At 75.3% G+C, this 14799-nt stretch carries 7 protein-coding genes; 3 read left to right on the forward strand and 4 right to left on the reverse strand.

The genetic code is table 11. The features are described 5' to 3' along the window. Positions 1-20 precede the first annotated feature (20 nt). Together AB5J51_RS41060 and AB5J51_RS41065 are read right to left on the reverse strand one after the other, a co-directional pair. Positions 21-3278: an amino acid adenylation domain-containing protein gene (locus AB5J51_RS41060; protein WP_369780523.1), complete on the reverse strand. Its 3258-nt coding sequence runs from the start codon at positions 3276-3278 to the stop codon at positions 21-23. Next, a complete protein-coding gene (locus AB5J51_RS41065; protein ID WP_369780524.1) occupies positions 3275-10387 on the reverse strand; it encodes an amino acid adenylation domain-containing protein in 7113 nt (2370 codons plus the stop codon). The genes AB5J51_RS41060 and AB5J51_RS41065 overlap by 4 nt, the downstream gene beginning before the upstream one ends. Between AB5J51_RS41065 and AB5J51_RS41070 the strand changes: the two genes are divergently transcribed. After that, positions 10352-10753: an ACT domain-containing protein gene (locus tag AB5J51_RS41070; protein WP_053789762.1), complete on the forward strand. Its 402-nt coding sequence runs from the start codon at positions 10352-10354 to the stop codon at positions 10751-10753. The two genes, AB5J51_RS41065 and AB5J51_RS41070, sit on opposite strands and share 36 nt — an antisense overlap. Before the next feature lies 1 nt (position 10754). Here AB5J51_RS41070 and AB5J51_RS41075 read toward each other — a convergent pair whose 3' ends face one another. Both AB5J51_RS41075 and AB5J51_RS41080 read right to left on the reverse strand, forming a co-directional pair. Further along, on the reverse strand, positions 10755-11837 hold the full coding sequence (locus tag AB5J51_RS41075; protein WP_136226492.1) for a hypothetical protein: 1083 nt from the start codon (positions 11835-11837) through the stop codon (positions 10755-10757). Between the two features lie 104 nt (positions 11838-11941). Continuing rightward, entirely contained in the window at positions 11942-12064 is a 123-nt protein-coding gene (locus tag AB5J51_RS41080) for a hypothetical protein (protein WP_267887521.1), read from the reverse strand. Positions 12065-12344: 280 nt separating this feature from the next. Between AB5J51_RS41080 and gntD the strand changes: the two genes are divergently transcribed. After that, complete coding sequence (gene gntD / locus AB5J51_RS41085; protein ID WP_369780526.1) at positions 12345-13436, forward strand: guanitoxin biosynthesis L-enduracididine beta-hydroxylase GntD; 1092 nt, start codon at positions 12345-12347, stop codon at positions 13434-13436. 65 nt (positions 13437-13501) lie between these two features. Further along, positions 13502-14767, forward strand: coding sequence for an MFS transporter (locus tag AB5J51_RS41090; RefSeq protein ID WP_168724363.1), 1266 nt, complete (start codon positions 13502-13504; stop codon positions 14765-14767). The last annotated feature ends 32 nt before the right edge of the window (positions 14768-14799 follow it).

Below are 14799 nucleotides of genomic sequence, written 5' to 3' on the forward strand. Positions count from 1 at the left end.
ACGAAGGTGATCGGAGTGGTTCAGGGTCGGGTGGCGCCCCAGGAGAACCCTGCGAACGCCGGACGGGCGGTGGGGGCCTGCGGGGCCTCCACCGGAGGTGTGAGCGAGCGGACCGGGGCCTGCGGGCCGGCCGTCGACAGCCGGCGCGCGGCGTGGGCGGCCCTTTCGGCCAGTCCCTGTGCCGTGCCCGGTTCGTAGAGTGCGCTGTCGTATTGGAGGAGCAGTTTCAAGCCACCTGCGCTACGTGAGAACTGGAACGAGAGCTCGAACAGGCCCTCGGCCAGCGGGATGGCGCCGCCGGTGAGCCGGAGCGCGCCCGGGCCGGTGTCGATCTCGTCCCAGAGGGTCACCCACACGTCGAAGTACGGGTTGCGGCCCGGGCTGCGCGGCGGGTCCAGGGTGCGCACCAGCTCGTTGAACGGCAGACCGCCGTGGTCCATCGCGCCGACCGCCTGGTCCGCGAGGTCGTCGACCAGCGCGACGCAGGGCGTTCCGCCCTGTACGGCGGTCCGCAGGACCACGGTGTTGACCATGCAGCCCACCGCGCCCGCGGGACCGGGCCCGAGGGCGGGGCGGCGGCTGACGGCCGTGCCGAGGCTGATGTCGCCGGCGCCGGTCGCCTCGTGCAGCGTGGCGGCGACGGCGGCGGCCAGCACCGGGAACAGCCCCGTACGGCGGCTGCGCGCGAGCTCCTCCAGCGCCTCGAGTTCGGCGGCGTCGAGGTGGACGGCCGTGACCGCGGTGGCCCGCCCGGCCGGGCCGCTGCGCGGACGGTCGACGGGCAGCGGGAGCGGAGCCGGCGGCGGGCTCAGCCGGCTGCGCCAGTAGGCGAGTTCGTCCCCGCCGGACGGCTCGTACGCAGCGTGGCCGGGCACTCCCGGAGCCGCCTCCGGACCCGTCCCGGCCAGGGCCCGGGCGATGATCTCGAGCGAGGTCTGGTCGGAAACGATGTGGTGCAGGACGACCAGCAGCTGGTCCCGGCCGCCGGGGCGGCGCAGCAGTGCGGCCCGCACCAGCGGCCCGTGCGCGAGGTCGAACGGCGCGTGGGCCCACTCCTGTACGGCGGCCGCGCGGGCAGCCTCGCCGGGCAGGTCCAGGACCGCCAGGCGGGCGCGCTCGGCGGCGGGGCCGGAAACCGGCTCCCCCCACTCCTCGCGGAAGACGGTGCGCAGCTGCGGCTCGCGCTCCTGGAGGCGGGCGAACGCGGCGCCCAGCACCTCGGGATCGGCGACGCCCTGGCACTCCAGCAACATCGGCACGTGGTACGCGGCGCTCCCGCGCGCCCCCGTGCCCCGGGTCCGGTCCTCCAGCCACAGCCACCGCTGAGCCCCGCTGACGCCCTGCGACCCGTCGGTGTCCCCGGCCGGGACCTCGGCCTCGGCTTCGGCCGCAGCGGACACGGAGGCCGAGGCCGAGGCACAGCGTGGCGCCAGCCGGTCGGCGAGGTCGGTGACGCTCGGGCATTCGAAGACGTCGCGGACGCGGACCGGCACGAACAGCCGTTGCGCTGCCGCCGCAGCCAGGGAGGCGGCCTTGAGGCTGGTGCCCCCGAGCAGGAAGAAGTCGCCGCTGTCCGAGACCGGTCGGCCGAACGCCTCGGAGAACAGGTCCCGCAGCACGGCGCGGACGCGGTCCGCCGACCCACCGGCATCCGCCGCCCCACCGCCATCCGCGGAGCCGTCGGGAGCCGCAACCGCCGCAACAGCCGACAGCCCCGTGGGGAGCGGCCGGGCGGAGAGGCTGCGCCGGTCTATCTTCCCGTTGGGAGTGCTCGGCATCCGGTCCAGCGGGATCACCGCCGCCGGAACCATGTAGTACGGCAGCCTCTCGGCCAGCCTGGCCCGCCAGTCGGCGGGCAGCGGCCCGTCGGTGACCACGTACCCGGCGAGCAGCGGCTGCGCCGTCCCCTCGGGCACGACCACGGCGGCGGCCACGATGCCCGGCAGAGCGGTGAGCGCCACCTCCACCTCGCCGGGCTCGATGCGGAAGCCGCGGATCTTCACCTGCCGGTCGGCGCGCCCGCGGAAGTCCAGGGTTCCGTCCGGGCGGTGGCGGGCCAGGTCGCCGGTGCGGTAGAGCCGGGCCCCGGGGCGGGGGTCGTCGGGGTCGGGTACGAAGCGCGGCGCGCCCGCGTCGGGCAGGCCCAGGTAGCCCCGGCCCACGCCGGCGCCGCCGATCCACAGCTCGCCCTCGACGCCGGGGCCGACCGGTGCGCCGGAGCCGTCGCGCACCGAGTAGCGCAGGTTGGCCATCGGGCGGCCGATGGACGCCGGCTCCCCGGGGGCGCCGGGCAGGCACCGGTGCCAGGACTGGAACACCGTGGCCTCGGTGGGCCCGTAGACGTAGATGAAGTCGCGGCCAGGGGCCCAGCGGTCCACCAGCGCCTGGCTGAAGGACTCGCCGCCGGTGACGACCGTCCGTACGCCCGCGAAGGCGGCCGGGTCCAGCTGGGCCAGCAGCGCGGCGAGCAGGAACACGGTGTCGGCGCGTCGTTCGCGGACCAGCGCGGCCAGCGCCTCGGCGGAGGCGACGGGCTCGTCGAAGACCACGACGGCCGCCCCGGCCCACAGGGTCGCGAGGATCTCCCACACCGAGACGTCGAAGGCGGGGCTGGCGAACTGGAGCACGCGCCGGCCGGGGGCGAGACCGAAGGGGACGGCGGTGGCCTCCAGCAGATTGGCCAGGGAGTGCTGTTCGATGGCCACCCCCTTGGGGCGGCCGGTGGAGCCCGAGGTGTGGATGACGTACGCGAGGTCGGCCGGGCCCGGCTGCGGCCCGCCCGGCTCGGGTACGGCCGGGCCGACGGCGCCGGGCGCGTCGTCCGGCTCGCCCTCCGCCACACCCAGCGCGTCCAGGTCGACCTCCAGCACACCCGCTGCCGGGAACAGATGGGCGAGCCGGGCGCCGGTCAGGGTGATCGGCGCGGGGGCGCTCTCGACGAGCTGGGCGAGCCGCTCGGCCGGGTGGTCCGGGTCCAGCGGTACGTACGCGGCTCCGGCGCGCAGCACCGCGAGGACGGCGACGACCAGCTCCGCGGAGCGGGGCAGGCAGACCCGGACCAGGACGCCCGGGCCCGCCCCGCGCTCGCGCAGCCGTACCGCGAGCGCCTCGGCGAGGCCGTGCAGTTCCCCGTGGGTGAGGTCCCGGTCGCGGGCCAGCACGGCGGGCCGGTCCGCGACCGGGCGGGCGCGCTCGGCGAGCAGGTGCGCCACCGGGCCCTGCGGTACGGGCGCGGCCGTGTCGTTGAGTGCGGCCAGTGTCTGCTGCCAGGTGGTCACTGCTGCTCCTGCCGGTGCTCGTCGGGACGGTGGCTCAGTGGGGCGGGGTACCAGGACGGGTGCGAGCGCAGCAGGCCCACCACCTCGTCGAGCAGTCCCTCGACGGTCGCCTCGGGGAACAGCGCCCGGTCATAGACGAGTTCGAGCAGCACCCGGCCCTCGCGCTCGCTCGCGTAGATCCGCAGGTCGTCGGCGAGCGGGGCCTGCAAGGGAGCCGCGGGCAGGAACTCCGGCCCGCCCTCGAGACGTTCGGGCGTCTCCCAGCTCAGTCCGGCGTCGTAGACGAACCGGCGCCCGCGTGCGGGCCGCTCCGCGATCTCCATGACCGTGGTGTCGAAGGGGAAGCGGGCGTTGTCGTACGCCTCGGCCAGCCGGTCGCGCACCTGGACCAGCAGCTCGGCCGGGCCGCGGGCCTCACCGGGGGCGAGCCGCACCGGCAGGGGGTTGACGAAGCAGCCGACGGTCTCGGCGGTCTCCGCACGGTCGCGGGTGCCGGCCGGGCAGCCGATGATCACCTCGGCGCTGCCGGAACGACGGTGCAGCACCAGCGCCCAGGCGGTGAGCAGGGCGCTGAACGGGGTGGCGCCCCCGCTCCCGGCAGCAGCGTGCAGCACGGCGGCGGGCAGGTCGCGGCGGACCACTCCCGCACCCTGCGCCCCGGCGCCCTCGCGGGGGCCGGCGCCCGGAAGGTCGAGGCGGGGCAGCGGCCCGGAGAGGGTTCGGGTCCAGTACGCGCGCTGGCGGGCGGCCTCGGGGCCCTCCAGCCAGGCGGCCTCCTCGGCCACCCAGTCGCGGTACGGGCGGGCGGGGCGGCCGTCCCACGGTTCGCGTCCGGCCGCGAGGGCGTCGTACGCGGCCAGCAGGTCGCGGGCCACCACGGCGGCGCTGTCGCCGTCGTACACGATGTGGTGGGCGGTGATCACCAGGACGTCGCCGCCGGGGTGGCCGGTCAGCAGCCGCACCGCGAACAGCGGGCCGGCGGCGAGGGCGAACGGGGTGTCGTGGGCGGCACGCACCGCCTCGGCGACGGCCTCGTCGCCGCCCTCGACGCGCAGGACCGACAGCGGCGGCCCGTCGGGGAGGCGGTCCATGACGATCTGCCGGACGGTGCCGTCGATGACGGCCACCCGGGTGCGCAGCGCCTCGTGCCGGTCGGCGAGGGCGGTGACGGCCGCCGCGAGCACGCCGGGGTCGAGCGTCCGGCCGGCCCGTACCGCATCGCTGATGTTCAGGGCCACGGGGCTGCGGCTGGTCCGGGCGGCCATCCAGATCCGGCGCTGGGCGCGGGAGAGCGGCAGGGCGGCGCCGTCGGGGGCGGGCGCGAGCAGGGACACGGCCGCCGGGGCGGCCGGGGCGCCGAGCGGGATGCCGTCCGGCTGCCCGAGCACGGCCGCGAGGGCCCGTACGGTCTGCTGCCGGAAGACGGTGACGAGCGGCACCCGGACGCCGAACTCCTCCTGGAGGGCCGCGGCGAGCCGTGCGGCGGTCAGGCTGTGGCCGCCGAGGGAGAACAGATCGGCGTCGGGGTCGGTGACCGGGGCCCCGAGCACGTCCGCCCAGATCTTGGCCACGCGCTCCTCGGTGGGGTTCAGGTCCGCGCGCGCGGGCGGCTCCTCGCGGGGCGGGGCGGGCAGCGCGCGGCGGTCGAGCTTGCCGTTGGGGTTCAGCGGCAGCTCGTCGATCGCGACGTACGTACGGGGGACCATGGCGGCCGGGAGCAGCTCGGCGAGGTGGGCCCGCAGGGCGTGCGGGGCCGCGGCGCCCACCACGTAGGCGACGAGGCCGAGTTCGCCGCGCTCGTCGGGCACGGCGAGGACGGCGCAGCGCCGGACGTCCGGGTGCTCGGCGAGGACGGCCGCCACCTCGCCGGGCTCGACCCGCTGGCCGCGGACCTTGACCTGGTCGTCGATGCGGCCCAGGAAGAGCAGGTTGCCGTCGGGCCGGCGGGCGGCGCGGTCGCCGGTGCGGTACATGAGCCGGCCGGGGCGCAGCGGGTGCGGTACGAACCGGTCGGCGGTCAGCTCCGGGTTGCCGAGGTAGCCGCGGGCAAGGCCCGCGCCGGAGATGCACAGCTCGCCGGGGACGCCGACGGGGGCGAGGTCGCCGTGGGCGTCGACGACGTCGACCGTCTTGTTGGCGATGGGGTGGCCGATCAGGACGTCGGCGCCGGGGTCGGTGATCCGGTGGACGGTGGTCCACACGCTGTCCTCGGTGGGCCCGTACTCGTTGTAGAGGACGGTGTCGGGGAGCAGTTCGGCGTGCCGGACGGCGAGGGCCTCGGGGAGCCTCTCGCCGACCAGGACGATCTGGCGGACGGAGGTGAGCCGGGGCGCGCAGCGCTCCAGCATCAGCTGGTAAAGGCTGGGGACCAGCATGATGTGGGTGACCGCGTTGCGGCCGATCTCCTCGGCCAGGTGCTCGACGTCGAGGAGGCGGTCCTTGCCGAGGACCACCACCCGGGTGCCGGCGACCAGCGCGGAGAAGATGTCGTTGACCCCGCTGTCGAAGTGCAGCGGCGGCACCTGGAGCACGGCGGCGTCCGGCCCGAACCCGTAGTAGCCGGCCCGGTAGTGGACGGTGTTGACGATGCCGCGGTGCTCGATCATGACGCCCTTGGGGCGGCCGGTGGAGCCCGAGGTGTAAATGACGTACGCGAGGTCGTGCGGACCGGCCCGGTGCGCGGGCGGCAGCGGGGCGGGGGCGGCGCCGGGCTCCGCGGGGGCGCGCGGGTCGAGGACGGGCAGGCCGGTCAGGGCGGCGGTCTTCGCGTGGTACGGGCCGTCGGCGAGCACGGCGAGCGCCCCGCTGTCGGCGAGGGCGAACGCGAGCCGGTCGCCGGGCTGTTCGGGGTCCAGCGGGACGAAGGCGGCGCCGGTCTTCAGGACGGCGAGCGCGCTCACGACCATCCACTCGGTCCGCTCGGTGACCACGGCCACCAGCGTTCCGGGGCCCGCGGTGCAGGCCGCCCGCAGCCGGGCGGCGACGGCCTCGGCGCGGGCGTCGAGCTCGGCGAAGCTGAGGACGGTGGTGCCGTGCACCACGGCGGGCCGGCCGGGGCCGGCGGCCGTCTGCTCCTCGACCAGGTCCAGGAGGGTCCGGTGCTCGGGGAAGGGAGCGGTGGTGTCGTTGGCCTCGTCGAGCAGGAAGCGCCGTTCGGCGGCGGGCAGGACCGGGATCCCGGGCAGCGGGGCGTCGGGGCCGGCCAGCAGCCCGGCGAGCAGGTGGACCAGCCGCTGCCCCATGCGGCGTGCGCTGTCCCGGTCGAAGAGGTCGTCGGTGTAGCCGACCCACAGCTCGCCCGGGGCCCCGGCCCGGGCGTCGAGGAAGCTGAACGCCAGGTCGAAGTCGCTGACCGGCTGTTCGAGGTCGAGGTGGCGCACCGCCGGACCGGCAGCGCCCGCGGCGGCGCCGGGCGCGTCCTCGTCGAGGACGGCCTCGACGAGGACGTCGAAGACGGGGTTGCGGCTGGGGTCGCGGGGCAGCGCGAGGTCCTCGACGAGCTGCTCGAACGGGTACTCCTGGTGGGCCATGGCCTCCTGCGCGGTGGTGCGTACGGCGGCCAGCAGCTCGCGGAAGGAGCCGGCGGGGTCCACCGGCGTGCGCAGGACCACGGTGTTGGCGAACAGCCCGACCGTCTCGGCGGACCGCCGGTCGGGCCGGCCCGCGACCACGGTGCCCAGCAGTACGTCCGGCTGCGCGCACAGCCGCCACAGCAGGACGCGCAGCGCCGCGGTGAAGCCCATGAACGGGGTGGCCGCGTTCGCGCGGCACAGCTCGGCCAGGGCGCGGGTGAGTTCCGGGTCGAGGGTCAGGCGTACGGTGCCGCCGGCGGCGCTGCGGACGGCGGGGCGGCGCCGGTCGGCGGGCAGTTCCAGCGGTTCGGGCAGGCCGGCGAGGCGCTCCTGCCAGTACGCGCGGTGCTCCGCGCCCGCCGGGCCCGCGAGCCGGGCGGCGAGCCGGTCGGTGTACTCCGTGTACGTGGGAGCCGGATCCTGCGCGGCGGCCCCGCCGGCCGGTGAGCCGGTCAGCGAGCGCACGAGGTCGCGCATCAGCAGGCCGAAGGACCAGCCGTCGCAGACCGCATGGTGCACGGTGAACAGCAGCACCCCGCCCGGCTCCGGCCCGCTCCCGGACCGGGGGTCGGGCAGCCAGGAGACCTTCGCCAGCGGGCCCTCGGCGAGGTCGAAGCGGTGGCGGCAGGCCCGGGCGAAGGCCTCGTCCACGGTGACGTCCCGCTCGGTGGCCAGGACCGCGGAGGGCGGGTCGAGGACCACCTGGGTCAGGCCCTCGGGCGTCTGGCGCAGGACGGTCCGCAGGGATTCGTGCCGGGCCACCAGCGCGTCGACGCCGTCGGCGAGCCGAGCCTCGTCCACCGGTCCGTCGAGCCGGTAGGCCTCGACCATCGTGTACGGCGGGACCGGCGACTCGTCCAGCCGGTCCAGCAGCCACATCCGGCGCTGGGCGTTGGAGGCGGGGAACGTGTTGCCGGACCGGGGTGCCCGGGCGGGGGGCGCGACCGCAGCCTGCGCACCGGGGTCCCGGGGCAGGGCCCCGCGGTCACGCAGTACGGCGGCCAGCGCCCCCGGCGTGCGCAGGTCGAGCACGTCGAGCACGCGGGCCGCGTCGGGGCGTCCCGTGCCCTCGCAGAGCGCGGCGACGAGCTGGACGGCGGCCAGGCTGTGGCCCTCGGCCGTGAAGAAGTCCTCGTCGGCGGAGTGCGGCGGGTGGCCCAGCACCTCGGCCCAGGCGTCGTGGACGAGCTGCTCCAGGGCGTCGGCGGGCTGCCAGCCGGGGCCCTGCGCAGCGGTGGGGAGCGCGAGCAGCGCGGCCCGGTCCACCTTGCCGTGGACGGTGAGCGGCAGCGTCTCGAGCCGGTGCAGGCCGGCCGGGAGCATCGGGGAGGGCAGCTGCTCGCGCAGCCATGCGGCGAGGGCGTCGGGGGCGAGCGGGGCGCCCCCGGGCGCCTGCGGGCGGGCCACGTACCAGGCGTGCAGGGTCACGGTGGCGTCGGCGGCGGTGCGGGGCACGACCACGGCCTCGACCACCTCCGGGTGCCGGACCAGGGCCTGTTCGACCTCGCCGGTCTCCACCCGGGTGCCGAAGACCTGGACCTGGCCGTCGGCGCGGCCGAGGAACTCCAGTTCGCCGTCGGCGTTCCAGCGGCCCTGGTCCCCCGTACGGAAGACGCGGGCGTCGCCGGCGTGCGGGGAGCGCCCGAAGCGGGCGGCGGTGGCCTCGGTGTCCCCGCGGTAGCCGGGGGCGACGCCGGGTCCGGCCACGTGGATCTCGCCCGGTACGCCGGGCGGGGCGAGTTCGCCGGAGGGGGTGACCACGAACACGCCGTAGCCGGGGGAGGGGCGGCCGACCGGCACCCGGTCGAGCCGCTGGGCGAGCGCTCCGTCCCGGATGAACATGGTGGCCTCGACGGTGGCCTCGCTGGGCCCGTACAGATTGGCGAAGGTGGCGATGCGCAGCCGCCCGGCGGTCCGCGGCAGCAGCCCGCGGGCGATGGTGTCGCCGCCCAGCAGCAGGTGGCGCAGCGGGAGTTCGCCGTCCTCGGGCAGGGCGCGCAGCAGGACGGAGAGGAGTCCGGGCACGCAGTTGACGAGGTTGACCTCGCCGTCGCGGACCCGTTGCCACAGCGCGTGCGGGTCGAGCCGGTCGGGGTCGCCGACGGCGACGAGGGTGCCGCCCGCGAAGAGCGTGGCGAAGACCTGGAAGGCGGTGGCGTCGGAGGTGATCGAGGAGAGCAGGGCGGTGCGGGTCGCGGCGTCGATGCCGAGCGCGCTGACTTCCGTCAGCATCTTGTGGCACAGCTGGTCGTGGTACACGGCGACCGGGCGGGGCGTGCCGGTGGATCCGGAGGTGAACAGGACCATGGCCGCGGCCCCGGGCTCGGCGGCGTCGGGGGCGTCTGCGTCGGCCGGCGCTGCGGCGAGCAGGGCGGTCAGGCCCGCCACCGGGACGGGCAGCGCCTCGTCGGCGGGGCCGTACCCCTCGGCGCGCAGCACCAGGCGGGCCCCGCTCAGCCGGGCCAGCAACGCCACGCGGGCGGCGGGGTGGCGGTGTTCGAGGGGGACGACGGCCGCGCCGGTGCGCAGGACGGCGAGGAAGGCGGTGACGAGGTCGGCGCCGCGCGGAGCCATGACGCAGACGGCGTCGCCGGGGCCGATGCCGTGCCGTGCGGTGAGCGCGGCGGCGGCCCGCCCGGCCTCGGCGGCGAGCTGCCGGTAGGTCAGGGTGCGGCCCTCGCCGGTGACGGCGACGGCGTCGGGGGTGCGCCGGGCGGACTCCTCGAACAGGGCGGTGAGGGTGGCGGCCTCGAAGGCCGCGGGAGTGGGCAGCGCGGCGAGGGCGAGGAGTTCGGCGCGCTGGGCGGCGCCGAGCACGTCCGCCTCCGCCGGGGTCCGGCGCGGGTCGGCGGCGAGGCCCTCGAGGACGGCGGCCACGCAGCGGGGCAGGGCCGCGGTGAGGTCGGCGGTGCCGTGGGCGGTGACCGACAGCGCGCCGTCCGGGGCCGGTTCGGCGCGCAGTACCAGGGCGGCCCGGGGGGCCGGCGCGCGGTCCCCGTACAGGGCCGGGCAGACGACGGCGAGCTGGGCCAGGGCGGGGCCCGCGCCGGGGGCGACGGCGTCCAGCCGGGCGCCGAGCGCGTCCCGGTCCCGCCAGGGGCGGGCGGAGGCCTGCTCCAGCTCGGCGTGCAGGGCCTCCAGGAAGTCGGTGGCGGGCGCGGCGGGGTCCATGGGGGCCAACAGCGCGAACTCGGCCCCCTCGGACGGTGCGCCGAGGGCCGGTACGAGGACCGGCACCCGCCCCGGCGCCCCGGACCCGGTGGACCCGGTGAGCCGGGCGAGGGCGATCCGGGCGGCGGCGACGGTGAGCAGCAGCAGGCCTTCGGGGGCGCCGCCGGTCATCGCGTGCAGGGCGGCGGCGGCTTCGGGTCCCACCCGGCCGGGCGGTGCGGCGACGGCGCCGGGCGCGCCCGCGGGCTCCAGCAGGGGTTCGCGGCAGGCGCCGTTCAGGCGCGGGAGCCAGAACGCGGCCTCCGCGGCCGACGCCTTAGGGTCGTCCCCATGGCCGAGCTCTCCGTCACCATCGTTGCGCAGCACCTCTACGTCCTCCCTGATCAGTTGTGGGTGCACCGCCTGCCGGCGGATGCCCCCGTTCCCCCGTTGCCCGGCCGTCCGTGGTCCTCGGTCACCCGGGCGCGGGACGGGCTCACCGTGGTGTGCGCCGAGCGGCTGCCGGGCGCGCCCGGCGCGAGCGGTCCGTACCGCGGTCTGTACGGGGCCGGGGCACACTCCCTGGACCTGCCCGGCATGCTGGCCAGCCTGTTGGTGCCGCTGGCCGGGGCCGGGATCGGCGTGTTCGCCGCCTCGACGTTCGACGCGGACCTCGTACTCGTACCGGCCGGGGAATACGAGCGGGCCCGGACCGCTTTGGAAGCGGCCGGGCACACGCTGTCGTCGGACTGACTCACACGCCGGTGAGGATCCGGGCCGGAGCCAGGCCGAGGGCCGGGAACAGCTCCACGTCGCGGCCGTCCACGCCGCGCATCACCACGTCGATGGCGGTGCTCATCAGGTCGATGTGGAACTGCGTGAACGTGCCCAGGCCCAGGCCCAGGTGCACACCCGGGTGCCGCTCGTTGGCGAAGTGGTTGCCGGGGATCAGCGGGGCGCAGCTGGCGTTGGTGCCGAAGCCCATCTCGTGCAGCTTGGCGTAGCGGTCGTCCTTGGCCAGCAGCTTCTCGAGGTTGGTGGCGAACTCGGCGCGTCCGGCGACGGCCGGGCGGACGGCGGTGATGCGGCCCTCGGCCAGCGTGATGATCGCCGGCTGGTCGATCATCCCGGCGAGGTCGCGGTAGACCTGCTCCGTCTCGGCGAGGCTGGTCTCGTGACCGCCGCGGTGGACGATGGGCGCGCCCTGGAGGGTGATCTCGCCGTTCAGCGTGAAGTGGGTGTGGAGCTCGAACTCGCCCGAGGCGTTGACCAGCGAGCTCAGCTCACCGGTGGGCAGGACGACCTGCTGGCCGGGCAGGAGCGGGCCGTGCAGCGAGAACCAGTGCTCGGACAGCTGGTGCTGGAAGACGGCCTCGGTGCCGAACTCGCGGCCGAGGAAGAGCATGTCGTCGGCCTGGTCGAGGAGGGTCAGGAACTCCTCCTCGATGCCGAGCTCGCGCTCGTAGTCGACCTCGGCGACGACGCGGATGTTGTTGCGCAGGCTCTCCACGGAGAAGGGCACCGAGAAGCTGGAGAAGGCGCCCATGGCCATGCCCACGAGGTCTTCGTCGTCGAAGTGGACGAACTCGTCGTCGGCGATCCACAGGACGGAGGCGCGGCGGCCGGAGGCGCGGATGGCGGCCATCTCGGCGATGAGGCCCGCGCGGGAGTCGGGGCCGGTCCAGGTGAACTCCTGTACCGGGACGGTGCCGGTCTCCACGGTGAGCGCGCTGCGCACGCCCGGCGACGTGACCAGGAGGAACACGTCTGCGAGGTCACCCCCGAACACCTTGCGGAACTGCTCCGGGCTGATCGGTACGGGCTGTGCGGTGTTCAAGGAAACCTCCTTGTGAAGGCGTGCCGAGGTGTGAGTGCCGTTCCCTGGAAAAGGCGTGCCGGGGTGTGAGTGGCGTTCACTCACACCCCGGAACACGACTCGAATCAGCCCTCGAGGCGGTCGTACTTGCCGTACTTGCTGATGCGGGAGCTGATCGACGCCTTGTTCTCTGCCGCCGGCTTGTTGTTGGTCTGAACGGCCTGCTGGTCCATCTTGTTCTGCGTCACGTCGACTCCTAGTCGTGATCTGGTGGAACTCCGGATCCGCGGGTTGCGGGGTTCCGGCGTGGTCGGGGCCGGTGCCGCTCGGGGCCTCGGCCTTTCCCGAGATCAAGAACAACTCGCTTGACTACAGAACCGCTTGAGAAACGATCGAGACGGCACGCGGACCGGCTTGCCGGGATGGAAGGCTGGTCGGGGCGCAGTGGGCGGCGAGATCGTTGAGTGACATTCGAGTGGATCCTGAGAGGCTGCGGCAACCTCACGTCTCCTGAGGAAGGAAGCCACCATGCAGACCATCGCACCGGCCCCCATCGCACCGGCCACCACGTCACAGCCGGGGCCGCAGGTCCCGCGCATCGAACTCCTGCCCGACGAGCGCCACAGCGTTGCCGCACTCGCCCACGAGTACGCGCGGGCCTCGGCCTCGCTGGACTCCAGGCGGTCCCTCCAGCTCGCCGCCCTGATGGCCCACGAGCTGCCGCGTTCGCTGCGGCGGCTGCTGACCGAGTTCCGCCTGGCCGGGTCCCCGAACGCCGGCTTCCTGATCAGCGGGCTGCTCATAGACGAGAACGCGCTGGGCCCCACCCCGATGAGCTACCAGGAGCGCCCCGACCGCCCCGAGCTGCGCCACGCGGACGCCGTGCTGTGCCTGGTCGGCTCCCTGCTCGGGGAGCCCTTCTCCTTCAGCAGCCAGCAGCGCGGCCGGCTGCTCCTCGACCTGTTCCCGGTGCCCGGGCACGAGCTGGACCAGCTCGGCTCGGGATCGACCGCCATGCTCGACTGGCACACCGAGGACGCCTTCCACCCGCACCGCGCGGACTGGATGATCCTGCTGGGCCTGCGCAACCACGACGCGGTCCCCACGACCTTCGCGGCCATGGAGGACATCGAGCTCAGCGACGAGCACCGCGCCGTCCTCTTCGAGAAGCGCTTCGCGATCCTCCCGGACCAGTCGCACACCAAGAGCTTCAACGTGGCCACCGGCGCCGCCGACGCGGCCGAGGCCGCCGGAGCCGATCAGTTCCGGCGCATCGACACCATGGCGAACCGGCCCGAGCCGATCGCCCTGCTGGAGGGCGACCCCGCGGCCCCGTGGCTGCGCGTGGACCCGCCGTTCATGCACACCAACCCGCTCGACCCGCAGGCCGCCGAGGCGCAGGACGCACTGCTGACCGCGATCGAGGCGAAGCTGACCGACGTGGTCATCGGCCGCGGCGACCTGTTCGTCATCGACAACAAGCGTGCGGTGCACGGCCGCCGGCCGTTCACGCCCCGCTACGACGGCACCGACCGCTGGCTCAAGCGCATCAACCTCACGGCCGATCTGCGGCGCAGCGCCGGATCCCGGCGCGGCGAACACGGCCGGGCCGTGGTCTGACCCACTGCCGCCGTGCTCACGCCGCGCGCGGACCGCCCGTTTTCCCCTTGAAAGGATCCAAGGCCTTGGCCGCAGAACCCAATCTGATCCGACGTCACCGGCTGTTCCGCCGGTTCTGGCTGGCACGCGCGGTCTCGCTCGTCGGCGACGGCGCCGCCATGGTGGCCCTCGTCCTGCTGGTCAGCCGCGGTGACCACGCCGGCACCGGTGTGTCGCTGATCCTCCTGGCCGAGTCCGTGCCGCGGTTCTTCGGACCGCTCGCGGGGGCGCTCGCGGACCGGATGGGTGTGCGGCGCCTGCTGATCGCCGCCGAGCTCGTCCAGGCCCTGGTCTTCGGGATCGTCGTACTGGCACGGCCCGGACTCGCCGTGCTCGTGCCGCTCGTCGCGGTGGCCGCCGCGGCCTCCACCGTCTTCTCCGCGGCAGGCCGCACGGTGGTGCCGCGCCTGGTCGACGAGAAGGACCTGATGCCCGCCAACGCGTGGATGGGCACCGCCTTCAACCTCCAGGCAGCGCTCGGCCCGGTCCTCGGCGGCGTGTTCTCCGCCTGGGGCGGCGAGTACGGCGCGCTGGCCGTCAACGCGGGCAGCTTCGTGGTCTCCGCGCTGCTGCTGACGCGCATCCCGGCACTGGAGCCGCTGCGCACCGGCCAGCGGCGGACCCTGCTGGGCGACACCGTCGAGGGGCTGAAGTTCGTACGGCACCACCGGGTGTCCCGGGCCATCGTGCTGCTGCTCCTGCTCGGCCTGTTCTTCGGCTCGCTCGACAACCTGGCGCTGGTCTTCCTCGCCGAGCACACCCTGGACGCCGGCGACACCGGATTCGGCATCCTGTCCGCGTCGTTCGGCGTGGCCATGGTCGCCGCCTCGCTGTGGCTGGTCCGCACCGCCGAGAGCCGCTCGCCCGTGTGGGTGCTGCTGGCCGGCTGGTTCTTCACCGGCCTGGGCCTGCTGCTGACGGCCGCCGCGCCCGTGCTGCTCGCCGCGATCGCCATGCAGCTGATCGCGGGCCTGGGCAACGGTGTGGCCAACGTCGGCGAGGAGACGCTGCTGCAGAAGGCCGTTCCCGCCGAGGTGCTGGGCCGGGTGGGCGGCACGCTGTCCTCCGCCGCCTTCTTCGGCAGCACGGCCGGCTACCTGGCCGGCAGCCTGCTCAGCCCCGACAGCCACGCCCGCCTGGTCTTCGTGATCGCCGGCGGCGGCATCTTCCTGGCACTCGCCCTGTGCGGCCCGGCCCTTCTCTCCGCCCGCACGACGCTGACGGCATCCCCGCCCGACGCCGAGGCCCAGAAGCCCGCCGAACCCGTCGCACAGCCCGAAGCCGTGGCATGACACCACGGCGCTGAACCTGCGGCGCGGCCGGC

Source organism: Streptomyces sp. R33, assembly GCF_041200175.1.
In the GTDB taxonomy this organism is placed as follows: Bacteria; Actinomycetota; Actinomycetes; order Streptomycetales; family Streptomycetaceae; genus Streptomyces; species Streptomyces katrae_B.